The 25658-nt window shown below is 70.4% G+C and carries 29 protein-coding genes; 8 read left to right on the top strand and 21 right to left on the bottom strand.

Features of this window, described 5'->3' with window-relative positions:
• Positions 1–86: 86 nt before the first annotated feature.
• From Cus16_RS08680 to Cus16_RS08625, 12 genes are all read right to left on the bottom strand, one after another.
• Positions 87–1739, bottom strand: a complete 1653-nt coding sequence (locus Cus16_RS08680) for a phospho-sugar mutase (RefSeq protein ID WP_069712350.1) — start codon at positions 1737–1739, stop codon at positions 87–89.
• Positions 1740–1813: 74 nt separating this feature from the next.
• The gene (locus Cus16_RS08675; protein WP_069712226.1) at positions 1814–2641 is read right to left on the bottom strand and encodes a purine-nucleoside phosphorylase; all 828 of its coding nucleotides are present in this window, start codon (positions 2639–2641) and stop codon (positions 1814–1816) included.
• A 62-nt stretch (positions 2642–2703) separates the two neighbouring features.
• Entirely contained in the window at positions 2704–2982 is a 279-nt protein-coding gene (locus Cus16_RS08670) for a PTS sugar transporter subunit IIB (RefSeq protein ID WP_069712225.1), read from the bottom strand.
• Positions 2979–3425: a PTS sugar transporter subunit IIA gene (locus tag Cus16_RS08665; RefSeq protein WP_069712224.1), complete on the bottom strand. Its 447-nt coding sequence runs from the start codon at positions 3423–3425 to the stop codon at positions 2979–2981. Before Cus16_RS08665 ends, Cus16_RS08670 begins: the two co-directional genes overlap by 4 nt.
• A gap of 4 nt (positions 3426–3429) precedes the next feature.
• Positions 3430–4542: an adenosine deaminase gene (locus tag Cus16_RS08660; protein ID WP_069712223.1), complete on the bottom strand. Its 1113-nt coding sequence runs from the start codon at positions 4540–4542 to the stop codon at positions 3430–3432.
• A gap of 109 nt (positions 4543–4651) precedes the next feature.
• The gene (locus tag Cus16_RS08655) at positions 4652–5941 is read right to left on the bottom strand and encodes a thymidine phosphorylase (protein WP_069712222.1); all 1290 of its coding nucleotides are present in this window, start codon (positions 5939–5941) and stop codon (positions 4652–4654) included.
• Positions 5942–5945: 4 nt separating this feature from the next.
• Positions 5946–6473, bottom strand: coding sequence for a cytidine deaminase (locus Cus16_RS08650; RefSeq protein WP_083263833.1), 528 nt, complete (start codon positions 6471–6473; stop codon positions 5946–5948).
• Positions 6474–6492: 19 nt separating this feature from the next.
• Positions 6493–7782: an ABC transporter permease gene (locus Cus16_RS08645; RefSeq protein ID WP_069712221.1), complete on the bottom strand. Its 1290-nt coding sequence runs from the start codon at positions 7780–7782 to the stop codon at positions 6493–6495.
• Positions 7779–9125 (bottom strand): ABC transporter permease, encoded by a 1347-nt coding sequence (locus tag Cus16_RS08640; RefSeq protein WP_069712220.1) that lies wholly within the window; start codon positions 9123–9125, stop codon positions 7779–7781. The genes Cus16_RS08645 and Cus16_RS08640 overlap by 4 nt, the downstream gene beginning before the upstream one ends.
• Positions 9122–10642 carry an ABC transporter ATP-binding protein gene (locus Cus16_RS08635; RefSeq protein ID WP_069712219.1) on the bottom strand — a complete coding sequence of 507 codons (1521 nt, stop codon included), beginning with the start codon at positions 10640–10642 and terminating at the stop codon, positions 9122–9124. Before Cus16_RS08635 ends, Cus16_RS08640 begins: the two co-directional genes overlap by 4 nt.
• A 95-nt stretch (positions 10643–10737) precedes the next feature.
• A complete protein-coding gene (locus tag Cus16_RS08630; RefSeq protein WP_069712218.1) occupies positions 10738–11808 on the bottom strand; it encodes a BMP family protein in 1071 nt (356 codons plus the stop codon).
• Positions 11809–12018: 210 nt separating this feature from the next.
• Positions 12019–13134, bottom strand: a complete 1116-nt coding sequence (locus Cus16_RS08625; protein WP_069712217.1) for a mannose-1-phosphate guanylyltransferase — start codon at positions 13132–13134, stop codon at positions 12019–12021.
• A gap of 280 nt (positions 13135–13414) precedes the next feature.
• Between Cus16_RS08625 and Cus16_RS08620 the strand changes: the two genes are divergently transcribed.
• The 6 genes from Cus16_RS08620 to Cus16_RS08595 all read left to right on the top strand — a co-directional run bounded on the left by Cus16_RS08620 (position 13415) and on the right by Cus16_RS08595 (position 19023).
• Positions 13415–14653 carry a glycosyltransferase family 4 protein gene (locus Cus16_RS08620; protein ID WP_069712348.1) on the top strand — a complete coding sequence of 413 codons (1239 nt, stop codon included), beginning with the start codon at positions 13415–13417 and terminating at the stop codon, positions 14651–14653.
• Positions 14654–14731: 78 nt separating this feature from the next.
• Positions 14732–15181, top strand: a complete 450-nt coding sequence (gene sdhC / locus Cus16_RS08615) for a succinate dehydrogenase, cytochrome b556 subunit (protein WP_083263831.1) — start codon at positions 14732–14734, stop codon at positions 15179–15181.
• Positions 15182–15201: 20 nt separating this feature from the next.
• The gene (gene sdhD / locus Cus16_RS08610; protein WP_069712216.1) at positions 15202–15648 is read left to right on the top strand and encodes a succinate dehydrogenase, hydrophobic membrane anchor protein; all 447 of its coding nucleotides are present in this window, start codon (positions 15202–15204) and stop codon (positions 15646–15648) included.
• Between the two features lie 93 nt (positions 15649–15741).
• The gene (gene sdhA / locus Cus16_RS08605) at positions 15742–17535 is read left to right on the top strand and encodes a succinate dehydrogenase flavoprotein subunit (protein ID WP_069712215.1); all 1794 of its coding nucleotides are present in this window, start codon (positions 15742–15744) and stop codon (positions 17533–17535) included.
• Positions 17535–18308 (top strand): succinate dehydrogenase iron-sulfur subunit, encoded by a 774-nt coding sequence (locus Cus16_RS08600; RefSeq protein WP_069712214.1) that lies wholly within the window; start codon positions 17535–17537, stop codon positions 18306–18308. The genes sdhA and Cus16_RS08600 overlap by 1 nt, the downstream gene beginning before the upstream one ends.
• A gap of 70 nt (positions 18309–18378) precedes the next feature.
• Positions 18379–19023 (top strand): TNT domain-containing protein, encoded by a 645-nt coding sequence (locus Cus16_RS08595; protein ID WP_069712213.1) that lies wholly within the window; start codon positions 18379–18381, stop codon positions 19021–19023.
• Between the two features lie 74 nt (positions 19024–19097).
• On the opposite strand, the gene Cus16_RS08590 is transcribed toward Cus16_RS08595, so the two are convergent.
• The 3 genes from Cus16_RS08590 to Cus16_RS08580 form a co-directional block, all read right to left on the bottom strand.
• Positions 19098–19718: a DUF805 domain-containing protein gene (locus Cus16_RS08590; protein WP_083263829.1), complete on the bottom strand. Its 621-nt coding sequence runs from the start codon at positions 19716–19718 to the stop codon at positions 19098–19100.
• Entirely contained in the window at positions 19715–20344 is a 630-nt protein-coding gene (locus tag Cus16_RS08585; RefSeq protein WP_083263828.1) for a DUF805 domain-containing protein, read from the bottom strand. The genes Cus16_RS08590 and Cus16_RS08585 overlap by 4 nt, the downstream gene beginning before the upstream one ends.
• Positions 20345–20408: 64 nt before the next feature.
• Positions 20409–21341 (bottom strand): NADP-dependent oxidoreductase, encoded by a 933-nt coding sequence (locus Cus16_RS08580; protein WP_069712212.1) that lies wholly within the window; start codon positions 21339–21341, stop codon positions 20409–20411.
• 52 nt (positions 21342–21393) lie between these two features.
• Between Cus16_RS08580 and Cus16_RS08575 the strand changes: the two genes are divergently transcribed.
• Positions 21394–22074: a hypothetical protein gene (locus tag Cus16_RS08575; protein WP_141718886.1), complete on the top strand. Its 681-nt coding sequence runs from the start codon at positions 21394–21396 to the stop codon at positions 22072–22074.
• 54 nt (positions 22075–22128) lie between these two features.
• Here the strand turns inward: Cus16_RS08575 and Cus16_RS08570 are convergent, their stop codons facing one another.
• The 6 genes from Cus16_RS08570 to Cus16_RS08560 all read right to left on the bottom strand — a co-directional run bounded on the left by Cus16_RS08570 (position 22129) and on the right by Cus16_RS08560 (position 24369).
• Positions 22129–22398, bottom strand: a complete 270-nt coding sequence (locus tag Cus16_RS08570) for a hypothetical protein (protein WP_069712210.1) — start codon at positions 22396–22398, stop codon at positions 22129–22131.
• A gap of 283 nt (positions 22399–22681) precedes the next feature.
• Positions 22682–22948: a hypothetical protein gene (locus Cus16_RS08565; protein WP_069712209.1), complete on the bottom strand. Its 267-nt coding sequence runs from the start codon at positions 22946–22948 to the stop codon at positions 22682–22684.
• Positions 22926–23279 (bottom strand): SseB family protein, encoded by a 354-nt coding sequence (locus Cus16_RS17120; RefSeq protein ID WP_223246570.1) that lies wholly within the window; start codon positions 23277–23279, stop codon positions 22926–22928. Before Cus16_RS17120 ends, Cus16_RS08565 begins: the two co-directional genes overlap by 23 nt.
• Positions 23280–23283: 4 nt before the next feature.
• A complete protein-coding gene (locus Cus16_RS16295) occupies positions 23284–23688 on the bottom strand; it encodes a hypothetical protein (protein WP_141718885.1) in 405 nt (134 codons plus the stop codon).
• 16 nt (positions 23689–23704) lie between these two features.
• The gene (locus Cus16_RS16290) at positions 23705–23956 is read right to left on the bottom strand and encodes a hypothetical protein (protein WP_141718884.1); all 252 of its coding nucleotides are present in this window, start codon (positions 23954–23956) and stop codon (positions 23705–23707) included.
• 143 nt (positions 23957–24099) lie between these two features.
• Positions 24100–24369: a hypothetical protein gene (locus Cus16_RS08560; RefSeq protein ID WP_069712208.1), complete on the bottom strand. Its 270-nt coding sequence runs from the start codon at positions 24367–24369 to the stop codon at positions 24100–24102.
• Between the two features lie 583 nt (positions 24370–24952).
• Here Cus16_RS08560 and Cus16_RS08555 point away from each other — a divergent pair.
• Positions 24953–25594 carry a TNT domain-containing protein gene (locus Cus16_RS08555; RefSeq protein WP_069712207.1) on the top strand — a complete coding sequence of 214 codons (642 nt, stop codon included), beginning with the start codon at positions 24953–24955 and terminating at the stop codon, positions 25592–25594.
• Positions 25595–25658: the final 64 nt, after the last annotated feature.

Here is a 25658-nt window from a genome sequence, read left to right as displayed (position 1 = left end):
ATGTCGGATCCGTGGTTCGACAGCGCGGTGGCGGCGGCGGCGCGCGGCGCGCGGCGGCGGCGGCGCGCGGCGGCGGCGCCGGCGGGCTAGGACACCAGCGGGCGGACGTCGGCGGCGAGGGCGTCGACGAGCGCCTGCGCCTCGGCCGGCGACTGCGCCACGGTGTCGATGTAGACCTTCACCTTGGGCTCGGTCCCGCTCGGGCGCACGATGACCCGCGCACCGCCGTCGAGGTCGTAGCGCAGGATGTCGGAGGGCGGGAAGCCCTCGACGCCGTCGGCGTAGTCGGTCACCTGCGACACCGTCCGGCCACCGAGCGTCGTCGGCGCGGACGCGCGCAGGGCCGCCATGACCTCGCCGATCCGCGACAGGTCGTCGACACGCGTGGCGACCTGCCCGGACGCGAACGCCCCGAACCGCACCGCGAACGCGTCGAGCTCGTCGGCGATGGTCTTCCCCGCGGCGGCGAGCGACACGGCGAGGTCGAGCAGCGCGAGCGCAGCCGAGATCCCGTCCTTGTCGCGGACGACCGCGGGGTCGACCAGGTAGCCGAGCGCCTCCTCGTAGCCGAAGACCAGGTCGGGGACGCGCGACACCCACTTGAAGCCGGTCAGGGTGTCCCGGTAGGCCAGGCCGTGGTGCTCGGCGACGCGGGCGAGCGCCGGCGAGGAGACGATCGACGCGGCCAGGGTCCCGCCGGTGCCGGCCTCCTCGGCGCGGGCGGCCGCGCGCCACCCGAGCAGCCAGCCCACCTCGTTGCCGGACAGCCGTCGGAACGATCCGGAGCCGTCCGGGATCGCGAGCGCGAGACGGTCGGCATCGGGGTCGTTGGCGATGACCAGGTCGGCACCGACGGCGACGCCCCGGGCGATGGCCAGGTCCATCGCGCCCGGCTCCTCCGGGTTCGGGAACGACACCGTCGGGAACGCCCCGTCCGGCTCGATCTGCTCCGGCACGACGGCCGGCTCGGCGAAGCCCGCCGCCGCGAACACCGCGCGGGCGGTCTCCCACCCGACACCGTGCATCGCCGTGTAGACGACCGTCGGCTGGGCGTCGACCGGGAGGCTCGGGGCCGGCACCGTCGCGGCGGTCGCGGCGACGTAGGCCTGCACCAGGGCGTCGCCCGCCACCGTGTAGTCGGTAGCCCGGGCGAGCTCGCGCACGTCACCGGCGGCGACGGCGTCGATCGCCGCGGCGATCTCGCCGTCGACCGGCGGCACGATCTGGGAACCGTCGTCCTCACCGCCGAGGTACACCTTGTAGCCGTTGTCCCGCGGCGGGTTGTGGCTGGCGGTGACCATCACGCCCGCGCCGACCCCGAGGTGCCGGACGGCGAACGCGAGCACCGGTGTGGGCAGCGCCGACGGCAGCAGCGTGACCTCGAGCCCGAGGCCGCGCATCACCTCGGCGGAGTCGCGGGCGAACACGTCGGAGTTCACGCGGCCGTCGTACCCGATCACGACGCTCCGGTCGCGCCCGGTGTCGATCAGGAAGCGCGCCAGGCCGGCGGCGGCCTGCGTCACGACGACGCGGTTCATCCGCTGCGGCCCGGCTCCGAGCTCGGCGCGGAGACCCGCGGTACCGAAGGTCAGGCGGCCGGAGAAGCGCTCGCGCAGGGAGTCCGCCGCTGCGGCGTCCCCGGACGCGGCGGACGCGACGAGCGCGTCGAGCTCGGCGCGGGTCTCGTCGTCCGGGTCCTGGGACGACCACGACCTGGCGGTGGCGAGGAGCGCCTCCAGACCGTCGAGGGGTTCGGCACCCTCGCCGAGGTCACCGTCCGCGATGGCGCCGTCGGAGGGGCCGTCGTACCGGGTCACAGCGCCGCCACCACGCGGGCGAGGAGGTCGGCGATGACCGGCTCGGCCTGCTTGCCGGCCTCGAGGACCTCGGTGTGCGACAGCGGCGTCTTCTGGATGCCCGCGGCGAGGTTCGTGATGAGGGAGAAGCCGAGGACCTCCATCCCGGCCTGGCGGGCGGCGATGGCCTCGAGCGCGGTCGACATGCCGACGATGTGCCCGCCGATGGCCTTCGCCATCTGGACCTCGGCCGGGGTCTCGTAGTGGGGGCCGCGGAACTGCGTGTAGACGCCCTCGTCGAGGCTCGGGTCGATCGACCGCGCGACCTCGCGCAGCCGCGACGAGTACAGGTCGGTCAGGTCGACGAACGTGGCGCCCTCGAGCGGGCTGTCCGCGGTGAGGTTGATGTGGTCGCTGATGAGCACCGGGGTGCCGGGCGTCCAGGTCTCCTTGATGCCGCCGGCCCCGTTCGTCAGCACCATGATCGACGCCCCCGTGGCGGCGGCGGTGCGGACGCTGTGCACGACGCGGCGGACGCCGTGGTTCTCGTAGTAGTGAGTGCGGGCACCGATGACGAGCGCGTGACGGCCGTCCTCGAGGCGGATCGAGCGCACCGTGCCGGAGTGCCCGGGCACGGCGGAGGCGCTGAAGCCGGGGACCTCGGCCGCGGGGATCTCGGACACGGTCTCGCCGATGATGTCGGCAGCCTTGCCCCACCCGGACCCGAGGGTGAGGGCGATGTCGTGCCGCTCGATGCCGGACCGGTCGGCGATGACGGCGGCGGCGTCGCGGGCGACCTCGAACGGGTCGGCGGCGGGGTCGTTCAGCGGGTTCTCCGTGCTCATGCCCCGATCCTAGGGCGCGAGCGTCGAGCGGAGAGCCGACCACGCGGCCCTGTGGACAGCCGTCAGTGTTCCCCGAGCGCCCGGTCCACGGCCGCGGTGATCTCGCCCTGGTCGAAGTGGTTCCGGATCACGATGACCTCGGCGTAGGTGTCCCCGATCGCCTCGACGAACTCCGCGCTCGTGAGGATCACGTTCGCGTCCTCGGCGACGGCGCGCACGGACCCCACGTCCGCCGCGACGACCGACGCCGACAGCCCGAGCGCACCGAGGGCCTTCTCGGCGTTCACCTTGAGGATGCCGCTCGAGCCGATACCCGCGCCGCAGATGGTCACGATCTTCACGCCGGTGCCCCCAGGATCGTCCGGACCTCGTCCGCCGAGGACGCCGCTGCGAGGCGCCCGGTGACGGTGTCGTCGTTGAACGTGTTCGCGATCGCGCCGATCGACTCGAGGTGCGTGCCGACCTCCGCCACCGCCAGCCCCAGCACGACCGACACGGGGTCGTTGTGCGGGTGCCCGAACGACACCGGTCCGCGCAGGGTCACGACCGCCAGGCCGTCCCGCAGCACCGCGGGCCCCGGCCGGGCGTGCGCGAAGGCCAGCCCGGGCGAGATCACGATGTACGGGCCGTGCTCCTCGACGAGCTCGACCATGGCGTCCGTGTACGGCGGCGTCGCGGCCCCGGAGCGCACGAGTGCCGCACCGACGAGCCCGAGCGCCTCGCGCCACGAGGAGGCGTCGGCCCCGAGCACGACCGCGTCGTCCGGCAGCGGCGGGAGGGACATCGGACTACGCCTCCTGGTGCCCGGCCGTGATGGTCGCGATGATCTCCTCGCGGTCCTCGAGCGGCAGGAACGAGCCGAGTGCGGCGTTGATCTGGAACGCTGCGAGGTCGTCGAGGTCGTACCCGAAGGTGCCGGCGAGCAGGGCGAGTTCGCGGGAGAGCGACGTCCGGCTCATCAGGCGGTTGTCGGTGTTCACCGTGACGCGGAAGCCGAGCTGGTACAGCACGTCGAACGGGTGGTCGGCGAGGTCGTCGCCCCACGCCGCGATCGCGCCGGTCTGCAGGTTCGAGGACGGCGCGACCTCGAGCGGGATCTCCCGGTCGCGCACCCACGAGGCGACCTCGCCGAGGGCGGCGAGGGTCGACCCGTCCCCGGCGTCGGACAGCGTGACGTCCTCGAAGATCCGCACGCCGTGGCCGAGGCGGAGCGCCCGGCCGTCGACGAGTGCCGAGCGGATCGAGGCCAGGCCGTCGGCCTCGCCGGCGTGGACGGTCGTCGGGAAGAGCTCGGACGCCAGGTAGTCGAAGGCGGCCCGGTGGTTCGCAGGCGGGAAGCCGGCCTCGGCCCCCGCGATGTCGAAGCCGACGACGCCGCGGTCGCGGTGGCGGACGGCGAGCTCGGCGATCTCGAGGGACCGGTCGGCGTGCCGCATCGCGGTGACGAGCTGCCCGATGCGGATCGAGCCGCCGGCCGCGTCGACGGCCTCGGCGATGCCGGCCTGCACGGCTTCCACCGTCTCGTCGAGGGTCAGTCCACCGCGCAGGTGCTGCTCGGGCGCCCAGCGGATCTCGCCGTACACGACGCCGTCGGCGACGAGGTCCTCGACGAACTCCTTCGCGACGCGGTGCAGCTGCGGGGCGGTCTGCATCACCGAGGTGGTGACGTCGAACGTCTTCAGGTACTCGACGAGCGAACCCGAGTCCGCCTGGTCGGCGAACCACTGCCCGAGTGCCTCGGGGTCCGTGGTCGGCAGGTCGATGCCGGCCTCTGCGGCGAGCTCCACGATCGTCGCGGGCCGGAGGCCGCCGTCGAGGTGGTCGTGCAGCGAGACCTTCGGCAGGTCGTCGATGACCGCCCCGGCGTCGGGCAGGCGGTGGGTCGGGGCGTCGGCGCTCATGCGGTCCAGGCTATCGGTGGTCACCGACTCCGTGCAGGTACCTGTGGACAACAGCGGCCGACACGCACTGGAGGCTTCCCACAGCGGTGCGGGAAGCCTCCGGACGTGGTCAGGACGCGATGCGCTCGCGCACGATCGGTCCTCGGGGCTCGGCCGACGTCCCGATCGCCCACGCACCCTCGAGCGATGCGAGCGCGCGGTCGAAGCGGTCGGCCTCGTCGGTGTGCAGCGTCCAGAGCGGCTGCCCGGCGGTGACGGTGTCGCCCGGCTTGACGTGCAGCTCGATGCCCGCCCCCGCCTGCACGGGGTCCTGCGCCCGGGCCCGACCGGCGCCCAGTCGCCACGCGGCGATGCCGAACGGCAGGGCGTCCTGCTGCACGAGCACCCCGGACTCCGTCGCGGTGACGACGTGCTGCTCGCGGGCGACCGGGAGCGCGGCGGAGGCGTCGCCGCCCTGCGCCTCGATCATCCGCCGCCAGGTGTCCATCGCACGGCCGTCGGCGAGTGCGGCCGCCGGGTCGGCGTCCGGCAGCCCGGCGAGCGTGAGCATCTCGGTGGCCAGCGCGACCGTCAGCTCGACGACGTCGGCCGGACCACCGCCTTCGAGGACCGACACCGACTCGCGCACCTCGAGCGCGTTGCCGATCGTCAGCCCGAGCGGGACCTCCATGTCGGTCAGCAGCGCCGAGGTCGCGACCCCGGCGTCGTTCCCGAGGTCGACCATGGTCTGCGCGAGCTCCCGCGATGCCTCGTACGTCGGCATGAACGCGCCGGAGCCGAACTTCACGTCGAGCACGAGCGCGCCCGTGCCCTCCGCGATCTTCTTCGACATGATGCTCGACGCGATGAGCGGGATGCACTCGACGGTGCCGGTGGTGTCGCGGAGCGCGTAGAGCTTCTTGTCGGCGGGAGCCAGACCGGAGCCCGCCGCGCAGATGACCGCGCCGACGTCGCGGAGCACGTCCATCATGCGGTCGTTCGAGATCGCCGCCTGCCAGCCGGGGACCGACTCGAGCTTGTCGAGCGTGCCACCGGTGTGCCCGAGCCCCCGCCCGGAGAGCTGCGGCACCGCGACGCCGAACGACGCCACGAGGGGCGCCAGCGGCAGCGTGATCTTGTCGCCGACGCCGCCGGTGGAGTGCTTGTCCACGGTCGTCTTGCCGAGCGAGCCGAACGACATCCGCTCCCCCGACGCGATCATCGCCAGCGTGAGGTCCTTGATCTCCCGGCGCTCCATGCCGTTGAGGAAGATCGCCATCGCGAGGGCCGCCATCTGCGGGTCCTCGACGTAGCCGCGCGTGTAGGCGTCGACCAGCCAGTCGATCTCGGGCGTGCTCAGCGCGTCGCCGGAACGCTTCGTGCGGATGAGGTCGACGGTGTCGAACGGCTCGACGGCCATGTGATCAGTGCTCCTGCTGGTAGGTGGCGAGGGTCCGCGGCCCGAACGCGTCGGGCAGGACCTCGTCGATGGTGCGGATGCCCGAGACCGTCTCGAGCAGCATGCCCTCGGTCGAGTGCTCGAAGAGGAGCTGTCGGCAGCGTCCGCACGGCATGAGCGTCGCGCCGTCGCCGTCCACGCACGTGAACGCGACGAGCCTGCCGCCGCCGGTCATGTGCAGCTGCGAGACGAGCGAGCACTCGGCGCACAGGGTGACGCCGTAGGACGCGTTCTCGACGTTGCAGCCGGAGACGATCCGGCCGTCGTCGGTGAGCGCCGCGGCGCCCACCGGGAACGACGAGTACGGCGCGTACGCCCGCCGCATCGCGGCGGTCGCGGCCTCCCGCAGGGCGGTCCAGTCGACGTCGACGCTCGTGTCGACATCGGACCCGGTGTCGGCCTGGAGGGTCGTGGCCGGGTCCGTCCAGACCGGCTCGCCGGTCGCGGGGTCGGTGGTGACCCCCTGGTCACCCGTGTGGTCCGTGTCGGTCATGTGCCGTGCCTCCCGTCCGTCAGCTCTTGATGTACGGCTTGCCGGTGGCAGCCGGTCCGCGCGACTGTCCGACCAGGCCGGCGACCGCGAAGATCGTCACCACGTACGGCAGCATGAGCAGGAACTCGCTCGGCACGGGCGAGTCGATCGCGCCGAGGATGTTCTGCAGGTTCGACGCGAAGCCGAACAGCAGTGCCGCGAGCGTCGCGCGGATCGGGTCCCACCGACCGAAGATCACGGCGGCGAGGGCGATGTAGCCCGCCCCCGCGGTCATGTCCTTCGTGAACGGTCCGACCGCGTCGAGCGTGAAGTACGCACCGCCCAGACCGGCGATCGCGCCGGCGAGCGAGACGTTCCAGAAGCGCGTGCGGGCGACGTTGATGCCGACCGTGTCCGCCGCCTGCGGGTGCTCGCCGACCGCGCGGAGGCGGAGGCCCCAGCGGGTCTTGAACAGCGCGAAGGTGACGACCGCGACCGCGACGTACGCCAGGTAGACCACGACGGTCTGCTCGAAGAAGACCGGGCCGATGACCGGGATCTGGTGCAGCAGCGGGATCTCGATCTTCGGGAAGCGGATGCCGATGTTGAGCGTCTGCTCGTTCGGCGACAGCACCTGCGAGTACAGGAAGCCGGTGAGGCCGGAGATGAACGCGTTGATGACGACACCGACGATCACCTGGTCGACCAGGTACTTGATGCTGAACGCCGCGAGGACGAACGACACCAGGACACCGGCGATGAGCGCACCGACGAGGCCGACCCACGCGGAGCCGGTGAGCGAGGCGATCATCGCCGACGTGAAGGCGCCGGCGAGGAACTGGCCCTCGATGGCGATGTTCACGACGCCGACCCGCTCGGAGATGACGCCGCCGAGGGCGCCGAACACGAGCGGGACGCTCAGGCCGAGCGCACCGACGAGCAGGCCGGGCACGGGGATGGTGTCCCCCGCCGCCGACCATGTCAGGAAGCCGATGACGAAGAGGACCGCGAAGACCGCGGTGACCCAGAGCGGGACCCGGCGCGAGCCGCGGACCTCGACGACGGCGTACACCGTGACGAGGGCGAGCAGGACGATGACGACGATGCCCGTGCCGGTCGCCGGCAGGAGCACGTTCGGCAGCGCGAAGAAGTCGCCGCCGTTCGCGAGCCGGAACGTGGTGTCGCCGGAGCGGTGCAGGACGCCGAAGAACAGCACGGCGAGGACCGTGAAGACGGCGAAGCCGATCGGCGCCTTCCAGCTGCGGGTGGTCTCGACCGGACGGTCGGAGAGCGCGGGTGCGGGTGCCGCGGTGGGGCTGATGGTGCTCATGCGGCGACCGCCTTCCGGGGGTTCTTCGCGCCACGGGCGGGGCGTCGGGCGCCCGGCTGCGGGATCCGGAAGATCGCGCGGACGAGGGGCGGAGCGGCGATGAAGAGGACGATGAGGGCCTGGATGACGCCGACGATGTCGATCGGGATGTCGTTCGCGGCCTGCATGGCGTAGCCGCCGTTCTTCAGGACACCGAACAGGATCGCCGCCCAGAAGACGCCCCACGGCTTGGAGCGGCCGAGCAGCGCCACCGTGATGGCGTCGAAGCCGATGCCGGCGTCGATGCCCGAGGTGAAGCCGGACGTGACGGCACCCTGGACCTGGTACGCGCCGGCGATGCCGACGAGCGCGCCGGAGATGACCATCACCCAGATCGTCAGCGCGGGCACGCTCATGCCGGCGACGCGGGCCGCACGCGGGTTCTCACCGATGGTGCGGAAGCGGAAGCCGAGCGACGACTTGTTGACGAGCCACCACACGACGACGACCGCGAGGAGGGCCACGACGAAGCCGAGGTCGATCCCGAAGCGCGGCCCGAACAGCGCCGGGAAGACTGCGCTCTCCTTCGTCGCGGGCGAGATCGGGTTCGAGCTGCCCGGTGCCTGCAGCAGCCCCGGGGTGCGGAGCAGGTAGCTCACCAGGTACAGCGCGACGTAGTTGAGCATGATCGTCAGGACGACCTCGTTGGCACCGGTGCGGGCCTTGAGGAGTCCGACGATGCCGCCCCAGACCGCGCCGCCGACGATGCCCGCGGCGACGGTGAGGGGGATGTGGACCACGGCGGGACCGTCGAACGAGAACCCGACCCAGCCGGCCGCAGCGGCGCCGACGAGGATCTGGCCCTGGCCGCCGATGTTGAACAGGCCGGCGCGGAACGACAGCGCGATGCCGAGACCGGCGGCGATCAGCGGCACGGCGTAGTCGACCGAGCGCGTGATCGGGGCGATCGCCTGCGCGAACGAGGCCGCACCGAAGTTGACGACCGAACCCTGGAACAGCGAGGAGTAGGCGCCGCCCACGGCCGTCCCGACCGCCCGGAAGGTGTCGGCGGGACGGGCGAAGAAGTAGCCGGCCGCGGCGCGGACGTTCTCGTCGGTGACGGCGATGAGGATGCCGCAGGCGACGAGCGCGAGCACGACGGCGAGGACCGTGACGAGCACGGACCCGTTGACGATGCTCTGCAGCGCGGTGCTCCAGCGGTCACCGCCGCCGGCGCGGCGCTCGGTGTCCTCCGCCGAGTCCGTCATGAGGTGCGGGGTGCCCTCGACGTCCTGCAGGCGGTCGTCGGTGGACGCCTCGACCGGGGTCGCCGGCCGTGCGTCGTCTGGCGTGGGGGTGCTCACGCTGCCAGCTCCGTTCCTTCTGGGATCTCCCCGGCCATCATCAGGCCGAGGACGTCGCGCGGGGTGTCCGCGGGGACGATGCCGACGATGCCGCCGCGGTACATGACCGCGATCCGGTCGGCGAGCGCCACGACCTCGTCGAGCTCCGTGGAGACGACGATGACCGGGACGCCGGTGTCGCGGGTGGCGACGATGCGCTTGTGCACGAACTCGATCGACCCGACGTCGATGCCGCGCGTCGGCTGCGCCGCGACGAACAGCCGCAGCTCGCGGCTCAGCTCGCGGGCGAGGACGATCTTCTGCTGGTTGCCGCCGGACAGCCGGCCGGCCGCGGTGGTGCGGGACGGCGTGCGGATGTCGAACTCCGCGATCTTCTCGTCGGCGAACGCGTCGCGCTCGGCGGCCCGGATGGTGCCGGCGCGGACGAACTCGTCGTGGTCGGCGCGGTCGAGCATGAGGTTCTCGGCGATGGTGAACTCGCCGACCAGCCCGTCCTCCTTGCGGTCCTCGGGCACGAAGCCGACGCCGGCGTCGAGCACCTGCTTGACGGTGCGACCGGTGAGTTCCCGGCCGTCGAGCGTGATCCGCCCGGCGTGCACGGGCTCGAGCCCGATGATCGCCTCGGTGAGCTCGGTCTGGCCGTTGCCCTGCACCCCGGCGATGGCGAGGATCTCGCCGCGTCGGACGGAGAACGAGACGTCGTCCACGAGCACGACACCCGAGGCGTCGGTCACGGTGACGCCGTCGACCACGAGGGCGTCCTCGCCCCCGGACGCCGGCGCCTTGTCGACGACGAGCGAGACCGCACGCCCGACCATGAGCGCGGCGAGCTCGTTGTTCGTGGCGGTCGGGGACGCCTCGCCCACGACCTTGCCGAGGCGGATGACGGTGATGCGGTCGGCGACCTCGCGCACCTCGCGGAGCTTGTGCGTGATGAACACGATGGCGGTGCCGGCCGCCCGGAGCTGGCGCATGATGCCCATCAGCTCGTCGGTCTCCTGCGGCGTGAGGACGGCGGTCGGCTCGTCGAAGACGAGGACCTTCGCGTCCCGCGAGAGCGCCTTGATGATCTCGACGCGCTGCTGCACGCCGACGGGCAGGTCCTCGACCCGGGCGTCGGGGTCGACGTCGAACCCGAAGCGGTCGCTGATGTCGCGGACGCGCTGCCGGGCACCCGCCAGGTCGAGCCGACCGCCGAACGTGGTCTGCTCCTGGCCGAGCATGACGTTCTCGGCGACGGTGAACACCGGCACGAGCATGAAGTGCTGGTGCACCATGCCGATGCCCGAGCGCATGGCGTCGCCGGGACCGTCGAAGTCCTGCACGACGTCGTCGAGCAGGATCTCGCCCTCGTCCGCCTGGTACAGGCCGTAGAGCACGTTCATCAGGGTGGACTTGCCCGCACCGTTCTCACCGAGGAGACAGTGCACCTCACCGGGTTCGACGGTGAGGGAGATGTGGTCGTTGGCGACGAGCGGGCCGAACCGCTTCGTGATGCCGCGGAGTTCGAGCTTCATGGTGTCTACTGCGTTCCTGTTGGTCAGCACGCCACCCGTGGGCGGACGCGCGGAAACGCGGGCGGAGGATCGATCCCCCGCCCGCGTTCACCCGACTACTTGTTCGACTGGGTCTCGACCTTGATCGAGCCGTCGATGATGCCCGACTTGATCGTGTCGAGCTCGTCCTGCAGACCCGAGTCGACCTTCGACTCGTAGTCGTGGAACGGCGCGATGCCGACGCCGTCGTTCTTGAGGGTGCCGACGTACGGCTCCTTCGAGAACTTGTCGTCCGCCGCCTGCTCGACGACGTCCTTGACGGCCGGGCGCATGCCCTTCATCACCGAGGTGAAGGCGATGTCCTTGTAGCGGGGGTCGGCCTCGTAGAGGTCGCTGTCCGCACCGATGAGGACGGAGCCGTTGTTGGCGTCCTTGATCGCCTCGGCAGCCGACTGGTAGATCGGGCCACCGACCGGCAGGATCACGTCGGCGTCCTGGTCGAGGAGCGTCTGCGCGACCGACTTGGCCTGCGTGCCCGCCTCGAAGCCACCGGTGAAGGAGCCCTTGCCGGTCTCGACGTTCCAGCCGACGACCTTGACGTCCTTCTTCTTCTGCTCGTTGTAGTACGCGACGCCGTCCGCGAAGCCGTCCATGAAGATCGTGACGGTCGGGATCTGCATGCCGCCGAAGGTGCCGACGACGCCGGTCTTCGAGTACGACGCGGCCGCGTAGCCGGCGAGGAACGCCGCCTGCGAGGTGTCGAAGGTGATCGGCTTGACGTTCTTGGCGTCGATCGAGCTGTCGTCGATGATCGCGAACTCGGTGTCCGGGTTCGCCGCGGCCTGCTTCTTCGTGGCGTCGGCGAGGTTGAAGCCGACCGTGACGATGAGGTTGCAGTTCTGGTTGACGAGCTGCTCGATGTTCGAGTCGTAGACCGTGGCGTCCTTGGACTCGGCCTTGTTGTAGTCGGCGCCGAGGTCCTTCGCCGCGTCGACCATGCCCTCGTAGCCGAGCTGGTTGAACGACTTGTCGTCGAAGCCGCCGGCGTCGGAGACCATGCAGGGGCGGAAGTCGGTCTTCTTCGCCGAGGCGGTGTCGGACGGGGCTGCCGAGCAGCCGGCCAGGACGGCCATGGTGCCGACGAGCGCGAGGCCGCTGAGCACGACCTGACGGGTACGAGATGTCACGGGTTGGTTCCTCCGGGGGGCGGTGCCCGGACCACGTGCTGTTCCGGGCGATCGTGGCGACAGTACACGACCGTCGAGCCGGTACAGAACGCCCCTGGAGGACTCCTGGGATCAGTTACGGGATCGCGACCCCGTCGAAACGCGCCCGTAACGCGGCGTCACCCTCGCACCCCCACTCCGGGCGGTCCGGAGGGATCCCGTGGTGGAGCGCTACAGCACGTCCCCCCGACCGCTGATCTTCAGTGCGTCCACCACACCCTTGACCCGCTGCGCGTTCGCACTCGTCGTGACGAGCAGCGCGTCCGGGGTGTCGACGACGACGATGTCCTCGACCCCGATGAGCGAGATGAGCCGCTGGCTGTGCGCGACGACGATGCCGCTCGACGAGTCCGCGAGGATGCGTGCGCCGTCGCCGAGCACGGCGAGGTTGTTCGCCCGACCGCCGGACTGCAGCTTCGCGAGCGACGCGAAGTCGCCCACGTCGTCCCAGTCGAAGTCGCCGGGCACGACCGCCATGCGTCCGGCGGCCGCGGCCGGCTCGGCGACGGTGTAGTCGATCGCGATCTTCTCGAGCCCGGGCCAGACGGCGTCGACGACGGCCCCGCGGGACGAGGTGTCCCACGCGGCCGCGAGCTCCTCGATGCCCGCGAGCAGCTCGGGCTTCGTCCGGCCGATCTCGGCCAGCAGCACGTCGGCGCGGGCGATGAACATGCCGGCGTTCCAGAGGTAGTTGCCCTCCTCCAGGTACGCGGTGGCGGTGTCCAGGTCGGGCTTCTCGACGAACGACCGCACGGCGTGCACGGTCGCGGCGCCCTCGACCTCGAGCGCGGCGCCGTCGGCGTGGATGTAGCCGAACCCGATCGCCGGCTCGGTCGGGGTGATGCCGATGGTGGCGATGTACCCGGCGCGGGCGGCGGCCACCGCTTCGCGCACGGAGCGGCGGAAGCCGCGGGCGTCCCCGATGACGTGGTCCGCCGCGAAGGACCCGATGACGACGTCGGGCTCCCGTCGGCGCAGGATCGCCGCCGCCAGGCCGATGGCCGCGGTGGAGTCCTTCGGCTCGCTCTCGAGCACCACGTTGTGGTCCGCGACGCCCGGCAGCTGCGCCTCGACCGCTGCGCGGTGCGCCCGGCCGGTGACGACCATGATCCGCTGGTCGCCGGCGAGCGGGGCGAGCCGGTCCCAGGTCTGGCGGAGGAGCGAGGCCCCGGAGCCGGTCAGGTCGTGCAGGAACTTGGGCGCGTCGGCGCGGGAGAGCGGCCACAGCCGGGAGCCGATGCCGCCGGCCGGGATGATCGCGTAGAAGTCCTCGAGTGCGTCTGCCACCCGCTCACCGTACCGGTGCGGCCGTCGGCCACCTGGACGTCACCCGCACGTTCCCCGCACGCGTGGTGCGGGAGTCCGCAGACCGGCCCGACGCGACCCGGCCCGACGCGACCCCGGCCGACCCGACCCCGGCCCGACGCGACCCGTCGCTGACCGCACCCTGCGCGCCGGGCCCGCACCGCGCCTCCCGGCCGCACCCGCCGTGTTCACCGACTGCGCGCCGCGCGTTCACCCGCACCGCCCCGACCGGTCACGACGGCCGCGGACCATGGGCAGCACCATGAGCGCACGCAGCGTGGAGCGCGGCACGTCCCAGCGGACCGTCGCCGTCGTGACCGAGAGCTTCCTGCCCACCCTCAACGGCGTCACCACCAGTGTCCTGGCGGTCCTCGACCACCTGGAACGCCGCGGCCACCGCGCGGTCGTCATCGCGCCGGACACCCCCGGCCTCGCACGGTTCCGCTCGAGGACCCGGGTCGAGCGGTACCGCTCCTTCGACGTCCACCGGGTACCGGCGGTCGCGTACCGGCAGTTCCCCGTCGCCCTCCCCCACCCCGTGCTCGACACGATCCTCGCCGCCTCCGGCGCCGACGTGCTGCACGCTGCCAGCCCCTTCCTGCTGGGCGGACGCGCGATCACGGCGGCCGGGAGGCTCGGCATCCCCTCCGTCGCCGTCTTCCAGACCGACGTGGCCGGGTTCGCCCGCCGCAACGGCCTGACCGCGACCGTCCCGCTGGTCAGGAAGATCCTCGGTCGCATCCACGCCGGGGCGTCGCTGACGCTCGCCCCGTCGAGCGCGACCGCGGCGATGCTCGCCGAGGACGGCGTGCCCCGCGTCGCCCGCTGGGGCCGCGGTGTCGACACCGACCTGTTCCACCCGGACCGACGTCGCTCGGCGGCGGTGCGCGCGGCCCGTCGCCGGATCGCGCCCGGGGGCGAGACGATCGTCGGGTACGTCGGTCGGCTCGCACCCGAGAAGGAGGTCGATCGGCTCGCGGAGCTCGGCGGGATCCCCGGCATCCGGATCGTGGTCGCCGGCGGCGGTCCGGCGCGGGCCTCCCTCGAGCGGCGGCTGCGCCACCTCGACGTCACCTTCACCGGCCCGCTGCGCGGGGAGGCCCTCGCCGACGCCTACGCGATGCTCGACGTCTTCGTGCACACGGGCCCCGCGGAGACGTTCGGACAGACCCTGCAGGAGGCGCACGCCAGCGGCCTGCCCGTGGTCGCCCCCGCAGCCGGCGGTCCGATCGACCTCGTCGCGCCCGGTCTCGACGGCGAGCTGTACGACCCGGACGCCCCGCAGGCCCTCCGCCGAGCCGTCCTCGGACTCCTCGGCGACCCGGACGCCGCCGCGCGCATGGGCTCTGCCGGACGGCTCCGGGTCGAGGGCACGACCTGGGAGGCCGTCGGCGACGAGCTCCTCGCACACCACGACACCGCCCGCACGATCGGCGCCGTGCCCACGGCGACGCGCGCGGTCCGTGCCGGGTGGGACGAGAGTGTCAGCGCACGCGCATAGGATGGGACGTGTTCCACACGAACACGAACGGCAAGGGCTCGCCGATCGGCGAGCCCGTCCTATGGGAGGGCCGAGCTCATGGCCGAGCAGACCGCAGGCGGGACGACGTTGGTCGAACCGAAGGTGACGATCGAGGCGCCCCGCGCCTCTCGGAAGCTGGAGGGGACGCTGTACCGCGGCTCCACGGGGATGTGGTCGTGGGTGCTGCACCGCATCACCGGTGTCGCGATCTACTTCTTCCTGCTCGTGCACATCCTCGACACCGCGCTCGTGCGGCTGTCGCCCGAGGCGTACAACGCCGTGATCGGCACGTACAAGACGCCGATCATGAACCTCGGTGAGATCGCTCTCGTCATGGCGATCGTGTTCCACGCGCTCAACGGTCTGCGCATCATCCTGGTCGACTTCTGGTCGAAGGGCCCGCGGTACCAGCGCGCCATGTTCTGGATCGTCATGGTCGTGTGGGCCGTCCTCATCGCGGGCTTCCTCCCGCGCCAGCTCATGAACCTCGTCGCGGACTTCCAGTAGGCGAAGGGACGGAACCAGCCATGACCACACAGACCGTCGAGCCCCCGCGCTCCGCCGCCGCTGCCCGCCGCACCACCAACTGGGAGAAGTGGGGGTGGATCTACATGCGCGCCTCGGGCGTCCTGCTCGTCGTGCTCATCTTCGGCCACCTCTTCGTCAACATGGTCGCCGGCGAGGGCGTCAAGCAGATCGACTTCGCCTTCGTCGCCGGCAAGTGGGCCAATCCGTTCTGGCGGGTCTGGGACTCGCTGATGCTCGTCCTCGCCCTGGTGCACGGCTCCAACGGCATGCGGACGATCATCAACGACTACGTCGCCAAGCCCGCCGTCCGGAAGACCCTGCTGCTCGCGGTGCTCATCGCCTGCGTCGCACTCGTCGTGCTGGGCCTGCTCGTCTGCTGGACCTTCGACCCGTGCCCCGCCGGCGCGGCCGCCGCGGACCTGCCGTCGTTCTGCCCCGCGCAGTAGCGCCCGCGCAGCAGCAATCGCACCAGCCGCCACGACCTCCGAGCACGCCGCGCACACCCCTGCCGGCGCGCTGACCCACCCTGAAAGGCCCCAGTGACCGAGACCACCGTCCACCACCACCAGCACGACATCGTCATCATCGGCGCAGGCGGCGCCGGCATGCGGGCCGCCATCGAGGCCGGTCCGAAGGCGAAGACGGCCGTCATCTCGAAGCTGTACCCGACGCGGTCGCACACGGGAGCGGCGCAGGGCGGCATGGCCGCCGCCCTCGCGAACGTCGAGGAGGACTCGTGGGAGTGGCACACCTTCGACACGATCAAGGGCGGTGACTACCTGGTCGACCAGGACGCCGCCGAGATCCTGGCGAAGGAGGCGATCGACGCCGTCATCGACCTCGAGAACATGGGGCTGCCGTTCAACCGCACGCCCGAGGGCAAGATCGACCAGCGGCGCTTCGGCGGGCACACCCGCGACCACGGCAAGGCCCCGGTGCGCCGGGCCTGCTACGCGGCGGACCGCACGGGCCACATGATCCTGCAGACCCTGTTCCAGAACTGCGTGAAGCTCGGCGTCGAGTTCCACAACGAGTTCTACGCGCTCGACCTCGTCATGGTGGACGTCGTGGGCGAGGACGGCGTCACGCGCCAGCAGCCGGCCGGCGTCGTCGCGTTCGAGCTCGCGACCGGCGAGCTGCACGTGTTCCACGCCAAGGCCGTGATCTTCGCGACCGGCGGCTTCGGCAAGATGTACAAGACCACCTCGAACGCGCACACCCTGACCGGCGACGGCGTCGGCATCGTGTGGCGGAAGCGCCTGCCGCTCGAGGACATGGAGTTCTTCCAGTTCCACCCGACCGGCCTGGCCGGCCTCGGCATCCTGCTCACCGAGGGCGCCCGCGGTGAGGGCGCCATCCTCCGCAACGCGTCGGGCGAGCGCTTCATGGAGCGGTACGCCCCGACGATCAAGGACCTCGCACCGCGCGACATCGTCGCGCGCTGCATGGTGCAGGAGGTCGCCGAGGGTCGCGGCGCCGGACCGAACAAGGACTACGTCCTGCTCGACTGCACGCACCTGGGCGCCGAGGTCCTCGAGACCAAGCTCCCCGACATCACCGAGTTCGCCCGCACGTACCTGGGCGTCGACCCCGTCGTCGAGCCGGTCCCCGTCATGCCGACCGCGCACTACGCGATGGGCGGCATCCCGACGAACACCAAGGCCGAGGTGCTGTACGACAACACCACGGTCGTGCCCGGCCTCTACGCCGCCGGTGAGTGCGCCTGCGTGTCCGTCCACGGCTCGAACCGCCTCGGCACGAACTCGCTGCTCGACATCAACGTGTTCGGCAAGCGCTCCGGCAACAACGCCGCCGAGTGGGTGCAGACCGCCGAGTTCCTGCCCCTGCCCGAGGACCCGGCCGCCGGCGTCCGCGGCATGCTCGACCAGCTCCGCGCCTCGACCGGCACCGAGCGGATCGCGGTGCTCCGCAAGGAGCTGCAGGACGAGATGGACAAGAACGCGCAGGTGTTCCGGACCGACGAGTCCCTCGCGAAGATGACCGAGACGATCCACCAGCTGCGCGAGCGCTACCTGAACATCTCCGTGCAGGACAAGGGCAAGCGCTTCAACACGGACCTGCTCGAGGCGGTCGAGCTGGGCTTCCTGCTCGACCTGGCCGAGGTCGTCGTGTTCTCGGCGCGGAACCGCAAGGAGAGCCGCGGCGGCCACATGCGCGACGACTACCCGAAGCGCGACGACGAGAACTACATGCAGCACACCATGGCGTACCTGACGGGTGACCCGCACTCGTCGCTCGCCGACGACCACATCACGCTGGACTGGAAGCCCGTCGTGGTGACCCGGTACCAGCCGATGGAGAGGAAGTACTGATGACCGACACCCTGGTCTCCGACAGCCCGCGCACCGACACCGTGCAGAGCGCCCCTCCCGGTTCGTTCCCGGTCACGATCATCGTCCGCCGGTTCGACCCGGACATCGACGACGAGCCGCGCTGGCAGGACTTCGACGTCATGATGCTCCCGACGGACCGCATCCTCGACGCGCTGCACCAGATCAAGTGGGAGCAGGACGGGTCGCTGACGTTCCGCCGCTCGTGCGCGCACGGCGTGTGCGGCTCGGACGCGATGCGCATCAACGGCCGCAACCGGCTTGCGTGCAAGACCCTGATCAAGGACCTCGACGTGTCGAAGCCGATCTACGTCGAGGCGATCAAGGGCCTGCCGCTCGAGAAGGACCTCGTCGTCGACATGGAGCCGTTCTTCCAGTCCTACCGCGAGGTCCAGCCGTTCCTGCAGGCGTCGAGCAAGCCGGAGAAGGGCAAGGAGCGCGTGCAGTCCGTCGCCGACCGCGCCCGCTTCGACGACACCACGAAGTGCATCCTCTGCGCCGCGTGCACGTCGTCGTGCCCGGTGTTCTGGACGGACGGGCAGTACTTCGGCCCGGCCGCGATCGTGAACGCGCACCGCTTCATCTTCGACTCCCGCGACGACTCCGCGAACGTGCGCCTCGACATCCTCAACGACAAGGAGGGCGTGTGGCGCTGCCGCACGACCTTCAACTGCACCGACGCGTGCCCGCGCGGCATCCAGGTGACGAAGGCGATCTCCGAGGTCAAGCAGGCGATCATGCGCGGCGGCGTGTGAGGCCTCCTCGCACCGCCTTCGCGGCGGCGTCTCGGCGAACGGCATGCAACCGGCCGGTAGGCTCGCGCGCATGACGTTCGCGGAGACCCGCCCCATCCTGGACCAGCTCGGCTACACGATCCGCTACGTGCAGCTCCCCGGCGAGACGCTCACCGAGCCGCCGGTCGAGGGGGCGCTCCGCGTCGTCCCCGCCGAGGAGCACGGTGACTTCGCGCTCGAGGTCGTCGACTACGGCACGGCCCGTCGTCTCGCCACGGCGCGCGGCGAGGCCGACGCGGTGGAGATGCTCCGCCGGTTCCTCAACCGGGCGTTCCCGGCTCCGCGGGACATCCCTCGGCACGAGCTCGACGGGTTCCGCGACCGTGCGGCGACCACGTACCCGCAGCTCGCGCAGCAGGTGGCGCAGGCCGGTCCGCAGGGGCTCACCATCCAGGTGCCGGCCGGTGTGCCCGTCGACCGCGTCGGCGGTCCGGACGGTTACCTCCTCCACCCGCTCCACACCCCGCTCCCCCAGCGGTCGCTGCCGCCGCACGTCGCGGCGGCGCCCGAGGTGCACCGCTACCTGGTGGAGCGGCCGTTCATGGTCACGGTCACGTTCGTGCAGCCCTGGTTCGACCAGCCGGGAGGCGCGCTCCGCTTCCAGACGGCCGACCGGTCCGTCACGGTGCGCGACCTCGTCGTGGACGGCTCCCTGGTCCGCCTCCGGGTGGTCTGAACGCCGCTCCACCCGCGACACGACGAAGCGGCCCACCCCTCTCGGGGTGGGCCGCTTCGTCGTCACCGGGTCGGTCAGGCCGGCGGGCGGGGTGCGTCCGGCTGGTCGTACTGCGCCCCGGCGGGGCTCGGCTCGAGGCACCCGAACACGATGCCGGCGATCCCCGCCCCCACGAAGGAGATCAGCCAGAACGGTCCGGCGAGACCGGCGTCGTGCACGCGGCGCCACCCGAGGGCGAGCCAGGGGATGAAGATCGCGAGTCTCCAGAGCACGAACAGTCCGGCGAACAGGAGCGCGACGCCGGGGAACCCGCCGGTCGAGGTCGTGGTGCCGTACTCGTCCGTCGTGGTGGCGTCGGACACCCAGACGATGAGCGACGCGAAGTACGCACCGAGCAGGACCACCACGACGATGGCGTCGGCCAGGAACCACCACCAGAACTCACTGCGGCTCGCGCGGCCGTCGAAGCGGGCGTACTTCTTCCAGAACCGGGTGAACGCGTCGAGGAAGCCCGCTCCGTACCACGGCGCCCAGAGCGGCGGGGCTCCGCTCTCGTCGCGCGGGATCGGGAGCTGCTGCTGGTACTGCGGGTAGGGCTGGCCGTACGGCTGCTGCTGGCCGTACGGCTGCTGCTGGCCGGACGGCTGCTGCGGCTGCTGGTACGGGTTCCGGTCGTGCTGCTCGCCGTTCGTCAACGCGATCCCTCCGGTCGGTCGAAGCGGGCGCCCGCGGGCTTGGAGTCGAGCAGGTAGAGGACCAGGAGCGCGATGCCGCCGAAGAACGGGACCAGGCCGAGGAAGAAGAACGGACCCGCCAGGTTCGCGTCGTGCAGTCGTCGCCACGCGAGTGCGATCGAGGGCAGCACGATCGCGAGGATCCACAGGGTCCCCACGTACCCCATGATCAGGTAGAGCGCGGACGGTTCGGTGACGACCGTCTCGACGCCGGACGGCGTCGTGTACGTCTCACGGCCGGACTGGGCGAAGCCGACGCCCCAGACCACTCCCAGCACGATCGAGATCCCGACGTTCCAGAGGTAGACCCACCAGAACTCGCTCCGGCTCGCACGCCCGTCGAAGCGGACGTACTTCCTCCAGTAGCGCGCGTACGCCTGGACGAAGCCGATGCCGTACCAGGGCGCCCAGAGCGGAGGGCGCCCGTCCGGCCCCACCGGCGCGGAGCGCTCGAACAGCGCCGGGTCCTGCGGTCGGTGCTGCGGCGGCTGGTCGTACGGCGTCTGCTGGTACTGCGGCTGCTGGTACTGCGGTGCCGACGGTGGGTCGGTCGGTCCCGGTCGGTCGGACGGTCGTTGGTCGCTCACGTGATCCCCCTCGTGGTCTTCGGTCGTGCGACGTACCCGTCGAGTCAACCAGAACCGAGCGCCCTCACGGGATCAGTGCGAGCTTCCCGCCCGGGTGCTGCGACTCGAGCACCTCGGCGGCGTCCTTCGCGTCGGCGAGCGGGAACGTGCGCGCCACGGGCACCTCGAGCCGGCCCGACGCGGCGAGGTCGATCAACCGCTGCCGGACCGAGTCGCGGAAGGCCTGGCTCTCCGGCTGCGAACCGCCCACGGCCGCGAACCCGTCCTGCTGCGCGCGGCCGAAGGCCGCGATCGTCACGATGCGGGACCGGTCCGCCACGAGTGCCAGCGAGACGTCGACGGCCTCGTCGGTTCCCACGCAGTCCAGGGCCACGTCGACACCGGAGGGTGCGAGGTCACGGATGCGCGCCTCCAGGCCGTCGCCGTACGCGACCCACTCGCCGCCGAAGCGGCGGACGGTCTCGGCGTTCCGCTCGGAGGCGGTGCCGATGACGCGGGTGCCGAGCGGACGGAGCAGCTGGAGGACGGCCACGCCCACCGCACCGGACGCACCGTGCACCAGGACGGTGTCGCGTCCCTCGGCGCGGGTGACGCGGATCATGTCGGCGGCGGTGGTGCCGGCGAGCAGCAGGTTCGCCGCCTGCGGGTGGTCGAGCGATGCCGGCTTGGCGAAGACGTCGGCGGCGGGGACGGTGATGCGCTCCGCCCAGCCGCCCTCGACGCGGAACGCCAGGACCTCGTCGCCGACCGCTCCCCCACCCGACGCGATCTCGGTGTCGGGGCCGATCGCGCTGAGGACGCCGGAGACCTCGTACCCGACCGGGATCGGCAGGTCGGCCGGGTCGCCCTGACGGGTGTGCTTCGTGTCGGCGGGGTTCATGCCGGCGGCGCGGACGTCGATCGTGACCTCGCCGGTGCCGGGAGCGGGCACCTCGGTGTCGACGTACTCGAGGACCTCGCTGCCGCCGAACTCGGGGGCGACCCAGTGCTTCGTCATGAGGGGGACGGTACGCCGCTATCCTGCTGGCGTGACGAGCCGCGATCGGGCCATGAGTCTCCATTTCACGTTCCGGCACGACGGGGCGCTGCTCCTCGAGCTCATGCGGGACTGGTACGACGCCATCGACTCGACGGTCGTGCACGTCGACGACGAGGACCGGATCCGGGCAGTGCTCCGATGGTGGATCGCGTCTGCACCGCCGGTCGCGCAACGACGCGCATCGTTCCCCGCGTGGAAGAAGTTCGGATCCGGTCCGGCGTATGCCATCAGGGTCACGAAGGAACGCAGCGACGATGCGGTGCAGCTCGTCCAGGGCTCAGACGCCGCGTCGAGAGGCTTCGAGAAGTGCCTCGCACACGGGCCGGTGGACCCGACATCGCCAGCGGCCGAGTCCTTCGTCGGTGCAGTCGCGCAGGGCGCGCCGCGGCTCTTCCGTACCGGCCAGCAGCGCGCCGAGAAGCGGCTGGCCGGCGGGATCTACATGGAAGTCCTCCGCCGCTACCTCGAGGAGATGCAGGGCTTCGTCGACGCCAGCGACCAGTACCACGCTTACCACGAGGTGCGGGCAGGCATCGGTTCGATCCTCGACGACGAGCGCTACTTGACGCTCTCGCCGCGGGGCGAGGTACGAGCGCTGTACGCGGCGCTGATGGCGGAGCAGAGCAACCTGTACCAGTGGTACATGGATCTGGCGAAGGGCGGGAACCAGTGGTCCCGGGGCGCTCGCTGACCGAAGCTGCCCGTCGCCACACTCCGACGACAGGTTCTCCGTGGGCCGCTCAGATCAACGCTTCTCCTCACGCCGACGCCACTCGATGAGACTCACTGAGGCGTTCACCCGTGACACGAAGTCCTCCAGAGCAGACTCGTAGTCGGCGTACTCGTGCACGGCCTCTTCCGACGCTCGTTCGTCGGTCGTCGAGACCACCCAACGCCCGTCAACCTCGTAGATGGATGACACATTCATGTCGTTGTGCGGGGCGCGTAGCCAGTTGAAGCCGATTCCCGCGGACTCCGCCACGGCCAAGTGTCGCGTTGCATCGATTTCGTCCATGTGCCGTCTCCTTCCTGGTCCAACTCGCGTGACAGACCCAGTACTTCGAGCGTCTCTACCGGCAGGGGAAGCCTGGTCTGGATCCCGCCGCCGGGACCGGCGAACCGGGCGGAGCCAGCAATCTCGCCCTGCAAGGTCGTCATGGCCGCTTTCCATCGGTCCCACTCTCGAAGGAGTTCAGCGGTCTCGAGGAGGACCTGTCGTCCTCTCGAAAGGGTGCGCTTCCGACAGCAGAGCGGGTAGCGCGTCTCCGCTGAGCGGTGCCTTTCGCAGGCCGCACCGATCAGGAAGAACTCTGCACGATGTCGGCGGCAATGGCGTCGGCAAGGTCCCGGTCGATCACGTGCGGATAGTTCAGCCCGTACTCCCACCAAGACTGACACATCCCGCAGCGATAGAGATGACATTGGTACTCGAGACTCACACCGATCAATTTCGGCTGGTCGGAGTGAGAAATCCAGAACTCACGGCAGTACTTACAACCCTGGTCGCGGAATGGCGTCACATCCTGCATCAGCAGCGCCCGTTCACGCACCAGGACTCGGCGCACTAGCCACTATCGCCTCGACAACTCCGGGGTCGACCTGGAAACCGTCCGGGTACCCGGCGTCCACCACGACGCCGGTCCCCGGTCGCGCGCGACGCAGGACATCGAGACCACTCATTGTCGTGACGTAAGGCGCTAGGTCGCCAAGTGATGACGCACGTTCGAGCACTGAGAACACGGCCATGTAGGACACATCCCCAACTGGATAGATCACAGGCTGGAACTCCCCTCGACCATCCTGCAGGGCCGCGCCTGACGGAACGAGAACCTGTGCGGCAACGAACGCGCCGAGAAGCCCACGGAAGTCGATTCCGCCCGCCCGGGCAGACTGCACAGCATCAGCGAGACGTTGAGGTGCCTTGCCGTCTGACACGTTGACTCCTTGCTCTCGCCCTCGTTCGACCGTAGACGAGGACGGGCTCCCAGTGCCCGCTGTCGAGTAGCTTGAAGACCACGGGACCAGGAGGCATCGGCACAGTACCGTCCACCACGAACTCGCGCGTCTCGTTGACGAAGAAGTCTCCGACGATCTTCACCGCCGTTCGACCGCCTGGCACGAAATGCTCCGCCCCTCCTGCACCGATGATCGTCGGTAGACGAGCTGTGGGCGGGTCAACAGGCACGATCACACCGAAGAGATCGCCGCCGGTCTGCCAGGCCTTCATCACTGACGGCGCCATCCCGGACTCGATGCTCGCGCTCGATGCGTCGGTCACTCGGAGGTCGCCGGTTTCGGGCGTCATGGAGATCGAACGGACCTCAGATGACACCCCGGTCGAGGAGCCGCTGTTGCATGCGCAGGAGGCGCACGTACTTCTCCAATGCCTCAGATTCATCGTCGAAGTACCGGATACCGTCCGCCGATCCGCGCTCCGACGTCACGTAGACCCTGAACCTGTTGTCGACCTCGTCCACGACTACTCGATTCGGTGCCGCATGAGGGTCGGCGAACCACACGCCTGCGTCGAGCCCCTCCCGCGCGATCAGAGATCTCACCTCTGCCCTGCTCATTGAATCCTCTCGATCAGTCTTGGCTCCCCGAGCAGTTCAACGGTCAATGGCATCTGCATCTGCAGACCGACGCCGGGATGGACCATCCGTTCCGGTGGCCGGTGCTGCTCACCGAGATCACCCAGGGGTGGGCGTCGCCAGGCTCAACGACCAAGGAGCCTCTTGCGGAGTTCTCGGTACCGAACGAGCCCCTGGACACGGCTCACGAAGTCGTCCACGGCCGCTGGGCGGTCGACGTAGTCGTGCACGGATTCCTCCGTGGCCCGTTCGTCCGTCGTTGACACTCGCCAACCGTGGATCGTCTCGTAGATGCAGGCAGTGTTCACATCGTTCGAGGGCTGTTCCATCCAGCGGAAGGGCACGCCCGCGGCCTCCGCCGAGGAGAGCTCGCGCGTGGCGTCGATGTCATCCATGGGATTCCTTCGTCTCATCATCAAGGGAGTTCGCGGAGTATGCCGAGGACCTGCAGGAACTCGACGGGCAGTGCGAGTTGCACTCGCACTGCACCTCCAGGAGAACCGAAGCGATCAACTGATGCAAGCTCGCCTGGGTAGGTCTCGAGCGTCTCCAGGTCATCTGCGGTCTTGCCTCGACCTTGGAGGAACGCGTCAATCAGTTCCTTGTGGTCACCGTCGAGCGAATCGTACGCACCTCGGAGGTTACCGACATCGCGCGGGACTTCGTACTGGTGGTACTGCCGTCCATCTTCGAGGTGCCGAACTCGGGGGCGACCCAGTGCTTCGTCAGGAGGTGGACGGTGCGCCGCGAGTCTGCTTGCGTGAGGAACCTCCGTCGACCGCTTCGCGCGGGGAACGAGCCTCTGCGTGGCTGCGCGCTGCATCGATGACCAACGAATGTCCTCGCCCCCAGGGTCCGCCGATTTCGTGAGCGCGCTCGTTCCCCAGAGCCGCGCCGGCAGCAGACCAGCCGCTCCGACGACGGCTGCCCGTTGCTGGGCTCGTTGGGTGACGTTCCAGCAATCGCTACGCTGATCGGGTGGCATTCTCTTCGCTCCGCGAGCAACTCGATCGCTCCGGGTTCACCGCACGGTTCGTCGCGCTTCCCGGTGACGTCCTTGACGGGCCACCGTTGGAAGGGGCGCTCCGCATCGAGCCGTCCGAAGCTGGCTTCGAGTTGCAGTGCGTGGACTACGGCCAGGCGCGGCTGATCAGACGCGCAGAGGACGAGGACAGCGCAGCGGAGATGCTGCGAACCTTCCTCCGCCGGCCGATCCCTGCGCCCCGAGTGATGACACGCCGTGAACTCAACAGCCTCCGAGACTCGTCTGAGCGGTACCTCCCCGCACTGGCCGGACAGATCCAGTCCAGCGGCGGTGCGGTCCTCATTCAGCTCCCCCCAGGAATTCCCGTGGACCGAGTCGGTGGTCCCGACGGCTGGCTGTTCAACCCGTACGCTGCATCATTCGAATCGCGAGCGCTTCCGCCGACAGCGCTGTCACTGCCCTCGACCGTCCACCCGTACGTGACGATGGACAACGTCCTCGTTCACGCCCAGATAACACTGCCCTGGTTCGGGCATCCCGGCGGCGCCATCCGCTTCTCGATCGCCGAGGGTGCAGAGACGATCCGTGACCTGCTCGTCAGCGGCGCGCTGCAGAGGATCGTGGTTCAGGACTGAACCGACGAGATCGCGATGCTTCCGTCACTCATGGCAGCATCGCGCTGTGCCGCGCGCTCCAGCG

This window comes from Curtobacterium sp. ER1/6 (genome assembly GCF_001742745.1).
Taxonomy (GTDB): domain Bacteria; phylum Actinomycetota; class Actinomycetes; order Actinomycetales; family Microbacteriaceae; genus Curtobacterium; species Curtobacterium citri.
The sequence above is the reverse complement of the archived record's forward strand: the minus strand, read 5'-3'. Positions and strand labels throughout refer to the sequence as shown.